Source organism: Photobacterium aquimaris, from assembly GCF_002954455.1.
In the GTDB taxonomy this organism is placed as follows: Bacteria; Pseudomonadota; Gammaproteobacteria; order Enterobacterales; family Vibrionaceae; genus Photobacterium; species Photobacterium aquimaris.
Map to the genome: position 1 here is coordinate 1,129,289 of NZ_MSCC01000001.1, position 19,691 is coordinate 1,148,979.

Genomic DNA, 19,691 nt, shown 5'->3' on the forward strand with positions numbered 1-19,691 from the left:
TTAATTACTACCAGAATAACCATCATTAAACAATTGCCGATAAGGATTAAGCTATTTCTATTGAATAGCCAATGTTTGAGTGTAAGTGTGAGGGCTGTCATAGGTGAATCTTCCATATATTAAGGCGACATTATTTTTATAATTAGCTTTATTTAGCGGAAGTGATAATACGTCGTGTCGTGGTGGCTTTATGTGATGAAGTTATATAAATAAAATGGTGGTTGTTTGTTTTTCGTTGTTGTGATCTCTCTGTGAATGTTAATGATGGTCTTTATTTGGAATATTATTTTAGCAATATAATGTTATTACGCTATATAATTTTATAAAAATAGCCTGTGCAGATTATTTTGTTATATGGTAAAATGCGCAATGCAACTTGATGCTTACAGGTTAAGGACGATGGCTAGTTAATAATGAAAGAAAAAAAAATGTGTTTAACTAAAAAAATTCATAAAGAAGCACAAGAGCATTTACAGACAGTACGTAAACGGATGCTCAGTAATATGAATAAGAAAAAATACGGTTAGTCATATTTTAGGGATTAACTGATAGAGCCAATCGTTTAATAAAGCGATTGGCTTTTTTGGTTTTAGTGCTTAATCAATGCTAGGACTAGGTTGAGTTGTAATTGCTGCCGATAGTGGTGCGGTTTCGACCTCGGCATTGTTATTTGGCTTTGTGAGGGGTACAGCTGGTTGCACTTTCATTAATGGATCAAGAATAGGTTCTTTTGGACCTAAAAACTTAGGCTGTACATTTAATATAAACAAATCAATTATTGCTTTAACACGGGCAAAGACTTCTCGTACACGAATTTTAAAACTTGCCATACCACGACGGGGTTCTTTAACGGCTAAGCAGACAGCATTAATGTTGTAATGATCGGCAATAAAAAGCGCGCGTTCACAATGAAATTGTTGGGTAATAATAACAAAACGATCAGCGTCAAAAACTTCTTTTGCTCGAACGACAGAATCGAGAGTACGAAAACCTGCATAATCTAATACTATTTCATTACTAGGCACGCCTGCTTTTAATAAATCACGTTTCATGGTTCGAGGTTCATTATATGAACGGTGAGCGTTATCGCCACTGACTAAAAAAACATCAATCTTATGTTTTTTATAGAGATCGATAGCAGCAGACATACGGTAGGTATAATAGGGGTTGAGTGTTTTTGCGATGTATTTACTTGTCCCTAATACTAAGCCTACATTATACGACGGTAGTTTTGCTGGATCGTGAAAAATACGGTTTTCTGTTTGTGCAGAAACCCAGCGATCAAGTAATAATAATGAGGCTACAAAAATGATAAAGAGAACTGCAGTAATGCGAATAATGTTGAGCAGTTTCATAATTATCCAAACTAAAAATATAATGCTTTATTAATATCTTACCTTAATAAAATATATTATTGTTCAAAAAAGAGAGAACAGCTGTACTAATTGAGAGAGTTTGTATTTTTTGTGCGCAAGTTCATGCATTAAAATGCTTCAAATGAAAATTCGAAGCGTTATTAAACACTTCGAATTAGAAATTAATGATTGTTGAATTTAGAATGAAGTACGTTTATAACGACGGTATTCTGATTTCCAGAAATTAGCATCGATCTTCTCGTGAATACGTTCATCTGAATTCTTTGGTGCCTTGTGCTGTTCAACTGCTTTTTTAGCAACCGCAAAAGCAATTTTACGTGATACTTTTTGAATATCTTCAAGACCTGGTAATAACGGGCCTTCACCATTAATCGCTAATGGTGAGCATTCAGCTAAAGCACGGCTACTTTCCATCAACATTTCATTGGTTACACGGCGAGCATTAACTGCAAGTACACCTAGACCAATACCCGGGAAAATATAACTATTGTTACATTGAACGATTGGGTAAGTTTTACCTTCGTAAACAACAGGATCAAATGGTGACCCTGTTGCAACTAACGCATTGCCTTCAGTCCAGTGAATCAAATCAAATGGTGTTGCTTCAACACGACTAGTTGGGTTTGATAGTGGAAAGATGATAGGGCGAGGACAGTGAGCGTACATTTCACGGATCACTTCTTCACTGAACAACCCTGGTACACCAGAAACACCAATTAATACTGTTGGTTTAGCGTTACGCATAACATCTAATAACGAGATGTTATTATCTAGCAGTTCCCAGTCTTGAATATTGGTATTTTTCTGTACCAATGCTTGCTGGAAGTTGAGCAGATTTGGCATGTTTTCAACTAACAAGCCCCAACGATCCACCATGAATACTTGGCTACGTGCTTGGGCATCAGTAATACCATCAGCAACCATCTGAGCAATAATCGCTTCTGCAATACCACAACCCGCAGAGCCTGCACCCAAGAAAGTGACACGTTGATCTGATAATTTGGTACCAGCGGCTTTACATGCTGCTAATAATGAACCAACAGTGACAGCAGCAGTACCTTGAATATCATCGTTAAAGCAACACACTTTATCTTTATAACGTTCAAGTAACGGCATCGCATTTTTTTGAGCGAAATCTTCAAATTGAATTAATGCTTCAGGCCAACGGTGTTTAACTGCTTGAATAAAGTCATCGACAAAATTGTCATATTCGCTACCCGTTATACGCGTATGGCGCCAACCCATATACATAGGATCAGATAAACGTTGTGGGTTATTAGTACCTACATCAAGTACGACTGGTAACGTGTAAGCAGGACTAATACCACCACACGCGGTGTAAAGAGATAGCTTACCAATAGGAATACCCATACCACCGATACCTTGGTCGCCTAAACCAAGAATACGCTCACCATCGGTAACAACGATCACCTTTACATTTTGACGTGACGCGTTATTGAGCATGTCTTCAATACGGTCACGATTTGGGTATGAAATAAATAGACCGCGTCCACGACGGTATATATTTGAGAAATCTTCACACGCAGAGCCTACTGTTGGCGTGTAAATAATTGGCATCATTTCGGTGATATGATTTTCAACTAAACGGTAAAAAAGCGTTTCGTTAGTATCTTGAATATTACGTAAATAGATATGGCGATCCATATCATTATCGAATTTTTGATATTGCTGATAAGCACGATCGGTTTGTTCTTCGATTGACTCGATAGCTTCAGGTAGAAGACCTTCTAGATTGAAGAACATACGCTCTTCAACAGAGAATGCGCTGCCTTTGTTTAGTAATGGCGTCTCAAGAAGTATTGGGCCTGCGTAAGGAATATATAGCGGTCTTTTATTGTTGTTCATACAGTAAACTCTGTTGCGATTAAGCCAGAAAAAGGAACGATGATTTCGATTGTGCTAATGCTAGAACTTCATCGTTGATAATTCAAAGGCTAGAGTGATTTATTTCGAGAAAGTGATCATGTTTCTGGTGTTTATTTTATTAATAACAATAAATATGGCGTTTTTTTGCAGCGGGAAAGTATTTTATAAAATAAAAGCCCTTAAAATAAGAGCTTTTATTTGTCAGTAACGATGTTGAATTAATGATAATCTGTGATTAATAATGCCAAGGGAACTTACTGAAATCTTGATCGCGTTTCTCAAGGAAAGCATCACGGCCTTCTTGCGCTTCAGCAGTGCCATAAGCTAAGCGGGTCGCTTCACCTGCAAATAATTGCTGACCAACAAGACCATCGTCTGGCAAGTTAAAGCCGTATTTCAGCATACGCATTGCTGTTGGTGATTTACTGTTAATCTCTTTTGCCCAGCGTAACGCTTCTTCCTCAAGCTCAAAGTGATCAACGACTTTGTTAACCATACCCATGTCATAAGCTTCTTGAGCACTGTAGTTAAAACCACAGAAGAAGATTTCACGAGCACGTTTTTGGCCGATCATTTTCGCTAAGTATGCAGAGCCGTAACCAGAGTCAAATGATGCTACATCAGGATCAGTTTGTTTAAATACCGCATGTTCTTTTGATGCAAGGGTTAAGTCGCATACCACATGCAGGCTATGACCACCGCCAACAGCCCAACCCGGAACAACCGCAATCACAACTTTTGGCATAAAACGAATCAGGCGTTGTACTTCAAGGATATGCAATCGACCCATACGAGCCACATCTGCTGTACCTTCTTCAGCACCTTCATATTTATAGCCATCTTTACCACGGATACGTTGATCGCCACCCGATGAGAAAGACCACTGTCCTTTATGCGATGGGCCATTACCGGTAATTAATACACAGCCAACATCAGACCATTGACGCGCATGATCAAGCGCAGTGTACAGTTCATCAACAGTTTTAGGACGAAACGCATTTAAGCAATCAGGACGATCAATGGCAATACGTACTGTGCCATGGGCTTTAGCACGGTGATAAGTAATATCTTCAAAGTTAAAGCCCGGAACGGCTTCCCATAATTCAGGGTTAAAAATGGTTTTGCTAGTCATACGGCGCTGCCTCCATAAGTAGATGCTGTAAGGCTAGGGAGTTATAGCAAAAAGTCAATTATTGTAGGACGAAACTGACATAATAACGAAAATAAACCAACGATTGTTTATGGAATCAGCAACTATGCAAGCTCTGCAATGACATTACCGCTGTTTGTTGTCACAATAAGACCGTCAGTATCAGTAATAGATTGAATTATGTACGCTTCATTGCCTATCGATAGTATTAAGTCCGATTTTTTAGCTGCATTATCTCAGCAGCATATAGTGGTTGAAGCTGAAACAGGCTCGGGAAAATCAACCCGTTTACCTTTATGGGCTGCACAAGTTGGCCGCGTGCTGGTGGTTGAACCGCGACGTGTAGCCTGCACATCGTTAGCGGAATACTTAAACACTGATGTTGCTAATCCGCAACAAATATCAGTGGGCTATGCAATTCGGTTTGAACAACATTTTGATGATAATACTCAAGTGGTATTTGCAACACCTGGAGTTGCACTACGGTGGTTAAGTGATGATCAATTAGCCCAATTTAATACAGTTATTATTGATGAGTTCCATGAACGGCGTTGGGATACTGATTTACTGCTCGCACTTTTAAAACAGCGTCAAAGTCATCGCTTAGTTGCAACATCGGCCACTATGGATAGCCAACGATTAGTTGAATATCTTGATGCGACTCATTTACATGCAGCAGGACGTCATTTTGAGGTTGAGGTTAATCATTATGCAACGGATAACCAAACCATGCCTAGTGGTGATCATCTTGAACAGCGGATCGTCAAACTACTCCGTCAGCATTATGATAATCATCAAGATATATTGGTATTTTTACCGGGGAAAAAAGAAATTAGCGCAACATTGCAAGCAGTTAAACGCTACTTTGTTGATGAGATAGCCTCAAGTGCCATCGATGTGATTCCACTGCATGCCTCAGTAACTGATGATGAACGCCAACGGGCATTAACCGCCAGCGAGAAGCAACGGATTATATTAGCCACTAATGTTGCAGAAACATCGCTGACCATTCCCGGTGTAACATTAATTATTGATTCTGGATTAGAGCGTCGTACTCACCAGCGTAATGGGCGGATGGTGTTATCACTGCATGCGATTTCAAAAGCCAGTGCAGAGCAACGCAAAGGCCGTGCAGGACGAGTTAAAGATGGTGTTTGTCTGCGTTTATATGGCAAAGCTGCGCCACTAGAGCGATTAACCCCTGCAGAACTACAACGTGAAGAGTTAGTTGAGCCGTATTTAGCCGCTTTATGCTGTGATGCTAAATTTTCACAATTACTCTTTATTGATCCTTTACCTGAGAAAACCTTAGCAAGTGCTTTTGAGGCCTTGTTGACCATGAAAGCGGTCACCAATGAAGAAGTTGTCACTGATTATGGTCGCCGTTTGTATCAATTACCGATTGATAGCTTATTTGCCCACTTAATTACAGCGATGCCTGAGCGTCGTCATCAAGAAGCGATGGTTGATTTAGCGGCGGCGTTATCTATTCCGCAAAAATTGTGGCAACCACCGAAATCAGAGCAAGATCAGCAGGCATTGTTTTTATGGCTCGGGCAGCAATATTGTGATGCAACAGCGTTAATTAAAATTGTACGGGTGAATGTTGTCCCTGAATGGTTAACCGTTGATGACAATATGCGTGCAGAGGCACGATTATTAGCATCTAAAATGCGCGAAGTGCTGCAATTGCCTCAGCTCGAAGTTAGCAGTGCATTTCGTCGTCAGCCATGGATAGAAGCGGTGATGAATGCTACTCCTGAATTAGTTTACATACGTCGCCAACGACGTCGACAAGCATTAGCTAATGGCTTTAATGAAGTCACATTAAGCCGAGATACTTTATTTGCTATTGAGCATGATCAAGCTACTGAAGCTGCGGTAGTGTTTGATCAATTTGCCTTACCTGGAAAAGGTATGAAGCAAAACCTCGTTTTAGCGACCTGTATTGCACCAGTGACGTTGTCGCAAATTGTCGCGCTTGATCTTGGTGAAAACCAGCAAGGACAAACTGTTGAAACCAGCGCGGGTCACTTTCAGACCGCTATTGAACGGATTTATGCTGGGCAGGTTATAGATACTCAATGGCAAGATGTTAGTGGCGGTGCAGCGAGTACCGCGATTGTTGATTTGATTTTAGCCAATGACGTATTAGAAGGGTTAGCTGCACGGTTAAAAGTCGATATACAACAATGGAATTTATATTTAGCTTTAGGCCATTATCAAGCTGATATTTGTCAGCGTGAGCCTGAAGTAGTTGATTTAACGATGTGGCTATCACAACAAATTACCGATCTTGGAATTGAAACGATCGATGATATTGCTTTATTCAGTGCTGAAGATTTTGTATTTGATGGTATTCCGGATTGGGAGCGTGAAGCGTTTGATAATCAATACCCGCACAGGGTGAGGTTAAATGATTTTGAGATGCGGATTGAATATCAGATCAGCCGTAAAACCGTGATTGCACATTATCATCAAGGTAACCGTAAACAAGATCCTAAACGGTGGGAGTTACCACGCTGGCAAGGTTGGCGAATTAAATATAAAAAAGCCAGTCGTACGATTGATATTCACTAATAACAGAGTAAAAAAAAGCATGCCACAGTAGTGGATAGCTACTGTGGCTTACATAATTAAGGTCAAGGTTGTTGTTATAAGGTTTTGGCAGCGTTAAGTTTAGCGCGAATAAATTCTGAGTGATCTAAATAGATCAAGTCTGATACTTGTCTGATCACAGCTTCTTCCAAAGGATCAATCACCCCATCGGCATAAGCAACTTGCCACATAGCCTCAATTAATTGGTAGCGTTGGGGTTGTGATAACTCTCGTAATTTATTAGTGAACTCATACAAAGACACCGATTTTTGGCTTTGTTGTTGAGCTTTTTCTAGTAATATCAGTGCTTGCTCTTCAGTGGTATCAAGCAGCTTAATTAACAGTTGTATTTTAGCTTGTTCTTCGCGTGGGTCACGATCATGATCAGCATTAGCGACCTCACACAGCAATGATGCCATTGCTAAATTAAGCGTTGGTGTATCGACTGCGCCAGCACTCGCACTTTCATTCATAACTTGTCTAAACAAAGTTCGTAATGTCGAAAACATTGTGGCCCTTATTTTGGTGATAATTACGTATAACTAACCCTTAAGTCTATAACGATATGGCGTAAAAATAAAAGTCGCTAAATATACGTTTGCAGTTTTACAGGTTATATCCACTTACGCCTATAAAATAATGCCAGTTGTAGGATTAATACTCCGACTAATAATCCACAGAAGATTGAAAATGACAAATGATCCTCAGCTCCAGGAATACCATCAAGGTTAACTCCAAATAAGCCGGTTAAAAAACCAAGAGGTAAGAAGACAGTGGTAATCAACGATAGAAAGTACAGACGTTGATTTAATGTTTCTGATTGTAAGCTCATTAATTCTTCTTGGGTTACATTGGCGCGTTCACGGATTGCATTAAGATCATCAAGTGCATGGCTGATTTTTTCGTCAACCTCATGAATTTTTTGACGTTCTGCTAAAGAAAGCAATGGCGTTTCTATGGTTATTAACTTTGCTAATGCATCGCGTTGTGGGGTCATTGAATGGCGTAGTTTTACAGTTTTACGACGTAATACCGCGATATTATTACGTAAATTCATATCGCTATCAGTCATGACTTGCTCTTCAAGCTCAGTCAATTGCTCATCAAGATTATCAATAACCTTCATTTTTCGACTGACCAAATGGTCACATAAACTTAAAATAAAATTACCAATAGTTGTCGGACCAAAACCACCTTCAATATGATCAGCAATACGAGAGATTGCTACCACTGGTTGGTCTGAAGTAGTAACAATTAAGTTTTTAGTGAAATAACCACGAATAGACAGCATTTTATCTGATGGCTTATGTTGGCTATCTTTATCAATGTCCACCCCGCGTAATGCTAAGAAAAAGCCATCTTTAGTTTGGTTTAAACGTGGTCGATCTCGATCATTGGTCAGCGAATCTTTCTCGATATCAGGCAATTGGCTTTGTTGTATCCATTGCTGTGCTTGTGGCTGAGTAAAGTCGAGGTGTAGCCAGAGTAAACCATCAGTAGATTGCCAGTTATTAATTTTATCAAGGGTCAGTGCTGGTTTGGAATGATCGCCATTAAGTTGATAACAGTAAGCAAAACAATGTGGCATAGAGGATCCCTTTAATAGTGCTAAGTACTTAAGTCTTATTTATTTTGTGCTTATAAGCTTAACCGATATAAGCCATCGATAGAAAATAAAATATTTGGTGGTTATTGATTGAGCAGTTGACGGTTAAGATTCACTCTGAAAGCGTGATCTGAACTGACGTGGGGTAAAAGAACTCCAACTTTTAAAACGGGTACTAAAATTGGTCGGGTTTGGGTAACCACAAAAGTCACTGATATGTTGAATAGGCCATGAAGTGGTAGTTAATAAACCTGCGGCATGCTCCATACGCAAATGGGTTAAGCGTGCCATTGGTGATTGACTATAATATTGCTGACACAAACGGTGTAAGTGAGGTTCAGAGCATGGGTACACGGCAGCAAGATCTTTTACTTGCCATGGGTAGTGTAATTGCCGTTTAGCATGTTGAAATACACGTTCTAAACGCTGCAAAGCCAATGGTGAGTGAGGTGCTGTACGGTTAGCAACCAACAAGCATAATTGTTCAGTGATGTTGGTTGAAATTTGATCCGCAAGGGGGTAATTCAAACAGAGTGCTTGTTGAAGACAATCGATAGTTTGAAATAATAATGATCCTGATTGAGTTGGATAATAGGTTATTTCATGGGGCAAGCGCTGATCCCAATAACTTTGTTGTTCTAACATTACCCATGCCATATCCCAAATAAGCTCCTGATTCTCGTCTGGGTTGATATCAAATCCATTCTCACACCCCGGTGGTACATATATGACATGCTCTGGTTGTAAATCCCATTGTTTGGTTGGCGTGCTAAGCATACCGCGACCTTTGATCGTAAATAGCAGCATATGCATATCAGGGTTGCGGCGATAAATAGTAAACGCTTCTTTGCCATAATTAATGCCACATTGAATAATGTGTTTTTGTTCCAAGGCTAATGATTGTACTTGGTCAATAATGATTGATTGGCATTGCGATGAAATATTTAAATGTTCAAACCATGCCATTTAAACGTCCTTTTAAGATTGAATTTGATAGTTTGGCAAACGTTTTTGATTGCTTAGAATAACCGTAAATTAATAACAATAGGTATGATCACTATCACAAGCTAACTGTTAATTGAGTATTTAATTATGACGACATGGCGTACATCAGCAGATAGAAATTTTTGGAAAAAAACGTGGCAGTTAGCATTACCTGTTTCGATGCAGTCGATGTTGTTTGCATTACTGGGTTTAGTCGATGTGCTGATGGTGTCAAAATTGGGTGAGTCACCAGTGGCTGCCGTGGGTATTGGTAACCGTATTTTCTTTTTCAATTTATTGCTGGTGGTGGGTGTCAGTGGTGCTGTTGGTGTTTTAGCTGCACAATATTTTGGCGCAGGGAGAATGGATGGCGTACGTCGAACCTTATTACAATCGTGGGTGTGTGCGATTGCTTTCACGTTGCCTTTTGCCATTATTTACCGTTTGTTTCCACAGCAAATCGTTAGTGTGATTAGTGATCAAGCTGATTTTGTTCTTCATGCTAAAGATTACCTGTATGTCTGTGGTTGGAGTATTATTTTTACAGCGATTGTGGTGCCATTAGAGGCGGCTTTACGTGCTGTTGGTGAAGCAAAAATGCCAACTTATGTTGGTCTTGTGGCGGTGTTATTAAATGCGACCTTAAATGCATTATTGATTTTTGGTTTATACGGTTTTCCAGAAATGGGTGTCGCAGGGGCGGCATTAGGGACGACAATTTCTCGTGGTATTCAAACCGTTATTTTATTAACTGTTACTTATTACCGTCATCGTGAGATTCTGCCGTTAGCGATTGATATTGATACGGCTAAAACCCCACAAGCGCGTAAGCGTTACTTTGCGATTGCTATGCCAATGATCATTCATGATGCAGGCTGGGCAATGGGAGTATTGGTTTACAGTGTTATTTTTGCTCAATTAGGTGTGACAGAGTTAGCTATCATTAGTTTGCTTGCACCAATTGAAGGGGTACTTATTTCGGCCTTTATTGGTTTTGCTGTTGCCGCTTCCACTATTTTAGGTCATGAGCTGGGCGCTGAGAATTACCAACGTGCATGGCATCAATCATGGTTTTTTATTGGATTGAGTGTATCAATGGCCTTTGTGCTCGGTATTTCGATTTGGTTAGCAAGTGATACTGTAAGTATATGGCTTCAACGGGCAGATACGCCAAACTTAACCATGTCATTAAATGTCACCATGGTGCTTGCGCTTGGGCTGTTTTTAAAAGTGTTTAATATGGTAGGTATTGGCGGCGTGTTACGTAGCGGTGGTGATATTAAATACAGTATTTTCATTGATTTGTTTGGTCAATGGGGAGTGGGTATTCCTTTAGCAATCTTTACTGGGGTCTTTTTAGGCTGGCCTTTGCATTGGGTATTAACGGCTATTTTAGCAGAAGAAATAGTGAAAGTAGCTCTGACAACCTATCGAATTCGAGGTCGTAAGTGGTTAGCTAATTTGATAAATGATACTGACCAAGTATTAGTATCAGTATAATCGTTTGTAAACATACAGTTTATAAATAAAATTTGCCCATTTGAATGCCAACAAATGGGCTTTTTTATGACTGATTAGGTTGTTGTGAGTAATTGTCTTTTAAGCAGATCTCACACCGTTTCATTTGTGATAGAATTAACAAAAATTTCGAATCGCCAAAGTTATACCGATGACATTGTTGTATGTGAATGGTCGGTATCAATTAGTCATTGAAAAGACAGGAATTACATTGAGTCAGTCGAATCAAACTCAAGCAGACGTGTTAAATAATGAAAAAACATTAAAGTCTGCGATTAAAGATTGCATGATGCGCGATCGTTTTCGTCTACACAAACGTGTACAAGGCGCATCAAGAATTAAAAATGAAAAATCAAAGCATGCAGTATTTGATGAAATTGCGTTAGATATTGCTAAATCAATGCAGACGGTGGAATTACGTCGTAATCACCGTCCTAAAATTATCTATCCTGCTCAGCTGCCCGTTAGTCAGAAAAAAGACGAGATTGCAGAAGCGATTAAACATAACCAAGTGGTTATTGTAGCGGGTGAAACAGGTTCAGGTAAAACCACTCAATTACCTAAAATCTGTCTAGAACTTGGTCGTGGAACTCACGGTATGATTGGTCATACTCAGCCACGTCGTCTAGCTGCGCGCTCTGTTGCTACGCGTATTGCCGAGGAAATGGAGTGTGAACTGGGTTCGCATGTCGGCTATAAAGTACGATTTAACGATCAAGTCTCTGAGCGCAGCCACGTTAAGTTAATGACTGACGGTATTTTGCTGGCAGAGATTCAGCACGATCGTTTTTTAAGTCAATATGACACCATCATTATCGATGAAGCCCACGAACGTAGCCTTAATATCGACTTTATTATGGGTTACTTACGTGAACTATTGCCTAAGCGACCAGATTTAAAAGTTATTATTACCTCGGCAACCATCGATCCTGAGCGTTTTTCAAAGCACTTTAATAATGCACCTATTATTGAAGTATCAGGGCGTACTTTCCCTGTAGAAGTGCGTTACCGTCCTGTCGTTGAAGATGGTGATGATACCGATCGCGATCAGCTTGATGCTATTTTTGATGCAGTTGATGAACTGTGCGATGAAGGCATGGGCGATATTCTGATCTTCATGAACGGTGAGCGTGAAATTCGTGATACCGCTGATGCATTAGAAAAGCGTAATTTACGTCATACTGAAATTTTGCCGTTGTATGCGCGTTTATCAGCCAATGAACAAAATAGGGTATTCCAATCGCATAATGGTCGTCGAATAGTTCTTTCGACCAACGTAGCGGAAACCTCTTTAACTGTACCTGGCATTAAATACGTTATCGATCCTGGTACTGCGCGTATTAGCCGTTATAGTTACCGCACTAAAGTACAACGTCTACCGATTGAAGCGATTTCACAGGCTAGTGCAAATCAGCGTATGGGTCGTTGTGGTCGTGTGCAAGAAGGTATCTGTATTCGCTTATATTCTGAGGATGATTTCTTATCACGCCCGGAATTTACTGATCCAGAAATTCTACGTACCAACTTAGCGTCAGTTATTCTCCAAATGACAGCAATTGGTTTGGGTGATATTCAAGCCTTTCCATTTGTTGAAGCGCCAGATAATCGCAATATTCAAGATGGTATTCGTTTACTTGAAGAATTAGGCGCAATTAACCCTAAAGCAACTGATCCGCGTAAGCGTTTATCTAATCTTGGTCGTCAGTTAGCACGTTTGCCTATCGACCCGCGTTTGGCGCGTATGGTATTAGAGGCGCCTAAAACCGGCTCGTTACGTGAAGTAATGATCATTGCTTGTGCGTTATCTATTCAAGATCCGCGTGAGCGTCCATCAGATAAAAAACAACAATCAGATGAAAAACACCGTCGTTTTTACGATAAAGATTCTGATTTTGTCACGTTTGTGAACCTATGGGATTACATTCAAGAACAACAGCAAGAATTATCCAATAATCATTTCCGTCGTTTGTGTAAAAAAGAATACTTAAACTATTTACGTATTCGTGAGTGGCAAGATATTTATTACCAAGTTAACCAAGTCGTTAAAGAGCTTGAGTTAAAAATGAACGGTAATGAAGCCAGTTATGATGGTATTCATATCGCATTGTTGAGTGGCTTGTTATCGCATATCGGTATGAAAGATCAAGAGAAGAATGAATATCAGGGTGCGCGTAATGCTCGCTTTAATATCTTTCCAGGATCGGGTATTTTCAAGAAACAGCCGAAATGGGTAATGGTGGCTGAACTGGTTGAAACCTCACGTTTATGGGGGCGAATTGGTGCCAAAATTCAGCCTGAATGGGTAGAACCGTTAGCCGAGCATTTGATCAAGCGTAGTTACAGTGAACCGCATTGGGAGAAAAAATCAGCCGCAGTACATGCGTTTGAGAAAGTCACTCTTTATGGCATTCCGGTTGTAGGTAAACGTAAAGTTAACTACGGTAATATTGATCCCGCGTTATCACGTGAAATCTTTATTCGTTCAGCATTAGTTGAAGGGGATTGGGACACTAAGCATAAGTTCTATCAACAAAACCGTAAGCTATTGCGTGAAGTTGAAGAGCTTGAGCATAAATCTCGTCGCCGTGACATTTTGATTGATGATGATGAGTTGTTTAACTTTTATGATCAGCGTATTGATTTAAAAGTTACCTCTGGGCGTCATTTTGATAGCTGGTGGAAAAAAGCGTCAAAAGAAAACCCTGAACTGCTTAACTTTGAACGTGAAATGTTGTTCCGTGGTGACGCAAGCCATGTAACGGATCTTGATTATCCTAACTTCTGGCATCAAGGAAACTTGAAGCTTAAATTAAGCTATCAGTTTGAGCCAGGTGAAGATAACGATGGTGTGACAGTTCATGTACCACTAGCGATTTTAAACCAAGTGAAGCCTGATGGCTTTGATTGGCAAATCCCTGGTTTGCGCCATGAACTCGTGGTTGCGCTTATTAAATCATTACCGAAAACGTTACGACGTAACTTTGTTCCAGCACCTAATTATGCCGATGCATTCCTTGCGCGTGTTAAGCCAATGGAGATGCCATTACTAGATGCATTAGAGAAAGAACTGAAACGAATGACGGGTGTGACTCTTGTTCGTGAAGATTGGAAATTAGACCAGATCCCTGATCACCTTAAGATCACTTATCGCGCAGTTGACCATCACAATCGTAAGCTACGTGAAAGCAAAGATATTTATGGTCTAAAAGATAACCTCAAAGAAAAAGTACAAGAGACCTTATCGCAAGTTGCTGATGATGACATTGAACAAGAGGGTTTGAAGACGTGGAGCTTTGGTGCACTACCTGAGCGTTACCAACAAAAGCGTGGAGGCTTTGAAGTTAAAGCGTTCCCTGCGTTAACAGATAACAAAGATTCAGTTGGTATCAAACTGTTTGAAACCGAAGAAGAGCAACACAACGCAATGCAAGCAGGTCAACGTCGTTTGATTTTATTAAACGTACCGTCACCGATTAAATACTTGCACTCAAACTTGCCAAATAAATCGAAGTTAGGTTTGTACTTTAACCCATACGGACGTGTGCTTGATTTAATTGATGACTGTATTGCGTGTGGCATTGATAAGCTGATTGAACAAAAAGGCGGTTTAGCGTGGCAGCCAGAAACTTTTGAAGCATTGAAAGAATATGTTCGTGCAGAGCTTGGCGATACTGTAGTTGAAATCGCTAAGCAAGTAGAAGAAATTCTAACAACGGCATTTAATATTTCTAAGCGTTTAAAAGGTCGTATTGACTTACGAATGGCGTTTGCAATGTCAGATATCAAAGCTCAAATTGAGAGCTTAATATTTAAAGGCTTTGCAACTGAATGTGGCTGGAAGCGTTTACCTGATATTTTACGTTATATGCGTGCTATTGAGCGCCGTATGGAAAAATTGCCGATTGATCCAAATAAAGATCGGGTACATGTTCTGAAAATAGAATCAGTAGTTAATGAATACAAAGAGCTGTTAAATAAGATTCCGAAAGGGCAGCCGGTACCTGATAAAGTCAGAGAAATTCGCTGGATGATAGAAGAGCTACGTGTGAGTTTCTTTGCTCAACAGTTAGGAACACCGTATCCTATTTCTGATAAGCGAGTTCGTAATGCCATTAATGAGTGCTAGACACTTAATTTTGTAGCAATACAAACCCTATAAATGAAAAGGCCGATGCGATAACCGCATCGGCCTTTTGTTTTTGGGGGAATATGCTTAATTAGTGCGTTTGTGTTGCAATTTTACTCTTTATTGATGGTGATGCTTGAGCTGCTTTTTTCTCAAACCGAGAAATCCACAAGTAAGCTAATCCTGCAAATACAGCTGTCATAAACACATTGATAAAGAATGCCTTAACAAGATCGACACCAGGAGGGAAAGCAGAAGCTGTCATGCTTACGATGAAGATAACGATCAGTACTGACACCATACCCATGCCAAATAGACGAGAGCCCATACGGAAATCACGTGGAGTATCATCATGTTTAAGACGGAATACAAAGTAAGCTACCATAATAAAGATCGGTGGTAACATTGCAGTACCCGCAGTTAAGTTAATTGCTGTACTCATCATTTCTTGAACTGACTCTGAGCCAAATCCGTTAGCAATTAGCATCACTAATACAAACCCAAATTGCCACCAAGCCGCACGTACAGGGACACCGTGTTTATTAAGCTGAGTTGTTTTTTCACCGTATACACCTTCTGGAATTTCCGAAAAGTGAATTTTAACCGGTGCAGCAGTCCACATCATCATCGCACCAAACATTGCAATAAATAGTACGATACCCACAAAACGACCGACTAATGGCGCTGAAATATCGAAGTAATGTGCCATACCAGTAAAGATTTCAACCATACCGCCAGAGTAAGTTAAGTCGCCTCGTGCAACAAATACGTTAACTAATAAAGAGCCAATAGCGTACATGCTACCAATAAGCACACCAGCTGCAATGATCACTTTAATAAATGATTTCTGGCCACCTTTGACATCGTTTAAGTATGCGGCTGCAGTTTCTGCACCACCAGCAGCTTGGAAAATCCAACACATAATGCCTAATGTTGCCCAATTAATGGTTGGGGTCATGGCTTCTAAAGTGATTGGTTCTGCTGGTGGAGTATCACCATTTAATGCCATTAAGGCACCAATAACGTAAATGGCAAAAAGAGCGAAAACACCATAAGCAACGATTTCTGAAATCTTACCCAGCCAAGAAGCCCCTTTGGTTGATATATGGGTAGCGGCTGCAAATAGAACAATCGAAATCATCGATGTTACCATTGGTGAGAACGCATACTCATAGCCAAGCATTGCATAAGATGCATAAGCAATAACGTTAGGTAACAGTGAGATAAACCAGAATAGATTTACGAACCAGTATAAAAATGAACCCATGTAAGCCGCTTTGGTACCTAGCGGTTGTTTGATCCAATCATACATACCTGATTCAGAGTTTTTATTGGCAGAGACAAATTCAGCAATGATGAAAACAAAAGGAATGAAATAAACGAGTGTAGCAAAAAGAAAAATGGGGGCTGAACTTAACCCTAACTCGATGTTGTTATTAACGATATTACGGACATTGAATACTGCTGCAAATGTCATAGACAATAAAGCAAACTTTCCAATCGTACCGCGCATAGATTCAGACATAATATCCTCCGTGAACCAATTCCATGATAACTCAGGCTAGACGTAAATGTGTTATCAAAAGATGCGAGAAAGAAACCACTAACTTAATGGTGTTAATGCCATCAACTTAGTTAACATGGAATTGATTTTAGTAAAACTTTTACTAAAATGTAGCAACGAAAAGCTTTTCCTTTAACTTGGTCACAGTTTGCTGTTGATTGAATGTCGACAATGTGATCTTAGTTAAGAGTTATTATTTAATTATCAAAAGCTGATAAAAATGCACTAAAAATGAATGTTTTATGTACGGTTGTTTTTATTTATGATTATAAATCAGTTGATTAAGGCAATTTAAAAAATAACGAGAAGGCCTGTTATTTACAGTTGTTATTATGAGCGAGGTTATCATCTTAAATCAGTCACCAACGATTAATATTTATGTGATAGAAAGCATGAGTAACTAACAGATATAAAAAAGAGCGAAAATTCGCTCTTTTTAGAAAAAGGTAATCAGTATTTGTTAATTAACGTTCCCAGTATGCTTCTTCTAAGCAATCTTCACGTTCTGGTAAACCATGAGAAAGGCGAGGTGCGTGTTGAATCAGCACTTCGTAACTTACGCGGTTTGAGTATTGGCAAATTTGAGAGAATGAAGAGTATGACAAAAACTGCGCAGTATGTTTTGCAGAGTTAGGTACATTGATTTTATGGAAACGGTTTGCTGACATATCATGCAATAGTGCAGAAAGTGCAGCATCGCCTGCGCCGTTGGTATTTTTTATTTCCATCGGGCCACCAAGGTAAGGTGCAATATGTGAGTAAACACGAATAGGGTTTTCACAATCTGCTTTTGCCATTGGACGACTGAATTCATATTTATTAAATTCAGGGATTTGACCAGGCAATAATGGCAATGTTGATTCACGTTTTAGCTCGTCATCAGTGTAACCTGCCATATAAAGACCTGCAGGGCCAGCAGTACACAATACCATATCAACCCATTCTAGTGCTTTATCAGCAGCCATTAGAGGATCTGTTTCGCCTGTAAGTGCTTCAGCTTCTTCTTCATTCATTGCGATACAGGTAACGTGTTCTTTGATGAATTCAATCCACCATTCACGTTTATCTTCAATAACGTATTTAGTACCAAGGGTCAGTACTACAGGTACATTATTCTTTTTAGCAAATTCAATGGCTTTAAGTGCTGCATCTTTCATTGGGTCGGTAGGTTTACCGCGAACCAAGTAAGAAGAAAGCACAAGTGCAGAGGCTTGTTTAAATGCACATTCAGGAATGCTATCAGGACGAAGCTGATTCATTTGGCCTTCATTGATCGCAAATGTACGCTCACCATCTTTGGTGATCAACGTGTAACAACGACCAATCGGGCCGCATACAGGCTGTAAGTAATCAAGATCAATACGGCTAGAAGTATTACAAAGGTAACGATAAGCATAAGAGCCAATTTGAAGATCTTTGCTCATTACGCCAAGTAAAATTGATTTATCGTCCGCTAATACAGAGTAGTTATGTAACGTATTACCAATTGTATCACCAGGGTATTCATGGCTGATCAATTTACGTTCTTTTAACTCTTGATACAGAAGTTCAGCTTTATCTTCATCAAGAACTAAAGAGTGGCCTTTACTTAGAGCATGTCTGGCTAAAAAGTCGTCATCGACACGGGCTTCAATATCAACAATCGTTTGGCCGACGCCAACAAGATGTGATTTAGCTAATGGGTTTTCTTGTTGAATTTGAACAACCAATGGATCGCGAGCATTGACAGGGAAGTAATGCTTTGACTTACGTTGACCAGGAAATTTCATGTCTAAAGGCTATAGAAATAAGGGATTTTGATTCATTCTATCATAAAAATGAGAGACAAATCTCACTTCTTTGATGTTCTTACATTGAAATAGATTCTTTTGCCGTTTTTTTAAACGACTTGTTCAAAAAGCTACGCGCAGATACCAATAAGGTAAGTTTAATGGTGTTTTTATTGTTCAATTTGTATGGTTTATTGGTAAATAATAAGAGAGCATTTATTGCTATGACTGGTTATTACAATCAATTTTTATAAAAAAAGCCGCATAAGCGACTTTTTTGTTTAAAAACGATAAATTTAGTTTAAGCGTTTGAGCTCTTGTTGTGCACTTGTGCCACCAACTGGGCGGTTAACAGAAATAGAACGGCCTTTTTTCATGCCTTTTTCGTAATCATCTGTTAATGCTTTCATTGCTTCTTGAAGTTGCTTTTTAAACGTTTCACGATCTAAATTTTCAAATTGTTTATCGATATAGTTGGCCATACGTTGGTCATGATCATCATCAGTATTTAATACGGGTAACTTTTCTAATGCGCCTTCAAGCCAACCAGCGAGAAAGGATGATACGCGACGAGTTACTTCTGCTGTGCTTGTACCGGTACCAGCAAAGCTATTACGGAATTGACCTGTTTGTTGATTCATTTCACGGTAAACAATATCAAAGGCAAAGGCTGCAAAAATAGCACGCTCAGCAGTCCCAATAAACTCAGCTTGTTTTAACCCTTTATAGTTAGTTAGAACGCACTCAACCCCAAAACGACGATTAATACCACGAATGATTTTTAGAATTTGTGAACTAATATCTGTTGGTAACAGTGTTTTTGACTTGGTTTTGCCCATTTTAATGAATTCAATATCGTCTTTTTCTAGACCATATTTGAGCATGAGGCGGTGAGCCATACGAATGGCTTGGGCGGCTTCGTTTACATTTGCTGAGTTACCCAACTCAAGACATTTTGCAATTTTCTTGAGGGCCTTTCGCTTTTGTTCTGACATTAAACATACTCATGACTAAAAGAGGGCATATATTTTACCGCTTTATGGCCTAATACTACAAGCATGTAATTGTGATAAATGCAACTTAGCCATATAGAACCCTCTTAATTATGGGATA

The 19,691-nt window shown here is 39.5% G+C and carries 12 protein-coding genes; 3 read left to right on the forward strand and 9 right to left on the reverse strand.

The window, feature by feature from the left end:
- Positions 1-596: 596 nt before the first annotated feature.
- The 3 genes from BTN98_RS04955 to BTN98_RS04965 all read right to left on the reverse strand — a co-directional run bounded on the left by BTN98_RS04955 (position 597) and on the right by BTN98_RS04965 (position 4,395).
- Positions 597-1,355 (reverse strand): SanA/YdcF family protein, encoded by a 759-nt coding sequence (locus BTN98_RS04955; RefSeq protein WP_060998007.1) that lies wholly within the window; start codon positions 1,353-1,355, stop codon positions 597-599.
- A 198-nt stretch (positions 1,356-1,553) separates the two neighbouring features.
- A complete protein-coding gene (locus BTN98_RS04960) occupies positions 1,554-3,242 on the reverse strand; it encodes an NAD-dependent malic enzyme (protein ID WP_060998008.1) in 1,689 nt (562 codons plus the stop codon).
- A gap of 256 nt (positions 3,243-3,498) precedes the next feature.
- On the reverse strand, positions 3,499-4,395 hold the full coding sequence (locus tag BTN98_RS04965; RefSeq protein WP_060998009.1) for a 1,4-dihydroxy-2-naphthoyl-CoA synthase: 897 nt from the start codon (positions 4,393-4,395) through the stop codon (positions 3,499-3,501).
- A 198-nt stretch (positions 4,396-4,593) separates the two neighbouring features.
- On the opposite strand from BTN98_RS04965, the gene BTN98_RS04970 reads away from it, so the two are divergent.
- On the forward strand, positions 4,594-6,993 hold the full coding sequence (locus BTN98_RS04970; protein ID WP_060998010.1) for a helicase-related protein: 2,400 nt from the start codon (positions 4,594-4,596) through the stop codon (positions 6,991-6,993).
- 74 nt (positions 6,994-7,067) lie between these two features.
- On the opposite strand, the gene BTN98_RS04975 is transcribed toward BTN98_RS04970, so the two are convergent.
- The 3 genes from BTN98_RS04975 to BTN98_RS04985 form a co-directional block, all read right to left on the reverse strand.
- On the reverse strand, positions 7,068-7,520 hold the full coding sequence (locus tag BTN98_RS04975) for a tellurite resistance TerB family protein (protein ID WP_060998011.1): 453 nt from the start codon (positions 7,518-7,520) through the stop codon (positions 7,068-7,070).
- A 104-nt stretch (positions 7,521-7,624) separates the two neighbouring features.
- Positions 7,625-8,599 (reverse strand): zinc transporter ZntB, encoded by a 975-nt coding sequence (locus tag BTN98_RS04980; protein ID WP_060998012.1) that lies wholly within the window; start codon positions 8,597-8,599, stop codon positions 7,625-7,627.
- Between the two features lie 123 nt (positions 8,600-8,722).
- Positions 8,723-9,583, reverse strand: a complete 861-nt coding sequence (locus tag BTN98_RS04985; protein ID WP_060998013.1) for a helix-turn-helix transcriptional regulator — start codon at positions 9,581-9,583, stop codon at positions 8,723-8,725.
- A 126-nt stretch (positions 9,584-9,709) separates the two neighbouring features.
- On the opposite strand from BTN98_RS04985, the gene BTN98_RS04990 reads away from it, so the two are divergent.
- Complete coding sequence (locus tag BTN98_RS04990) at positions 9,710-11,101, forward strand: MATE family efflux transporter (protein ID WP_060998014.1); 1,392 nt, start codon at positions 9,710-9,712, stop codon at positions 11,099-11,101.
- A 169-nt stretch (positions 11,102-11,270) separates the two neighbouring features.
- Positions 11,271-15,245, forward strand: a complete 3,975-nt coding sequence (gene hrpA / locus BTN98_RS04995; RefSeq protein WP_268875327.1) for an ATP-dependent RNA helicase HrpA — start codon at positions 11,271-11,273, stop codon at positions 15,243-15,245.
- A 91-nt stretch (positions 15,246-15,336) separates the two neighbouring features.
- Here hrpA and BTN98_RS05000 read toward each other — a convergent pair whose 3' ends face one another.
- From BTN98_RS05000 to BTN98_RS05010, 3 genes are all read right to left on the reverse strand, one after another.
- Positions 15,337-16,770 (reverse strand): amino acid permease, encoded by a 1,434-nt coding sequence (locus BTN98_RS05000; protein ID WP_060998015.1) that lies wholly within the window; start codon positions 16,768-16,770, stop codon positions 15,337-15,339.
- A gap of 503 nt (positions 16,771-17,273) precedes the next feature.
- The gene (locus tag BTN98_RS05005; RefSeq protein WP_060998016.1) at positions 17,274-18,578 is read right to left on the reverse strand and encodes an inosine/guanosine kinase; all 1,305 of its coding nucleotides are present in this window, start codon (positions 18,576-18,578) and stop codon (positions 17,274-17,276) included.
- A 296-nt stretch (positions 18,579-18,874) separates the two neighbouring features.
- A complete protein-coding gene (locus BTN98_RS05010) occupies positions 18,875-19,573 on the reverse strand; it encodes a DUF2786 domain-containing protein (protein ID WP_060998017.1) in 699 nt (232 codons plus the stop codon).
- Between the last annotated feature and the right edge of the window lie 118 nt (positions 19,574-19,691).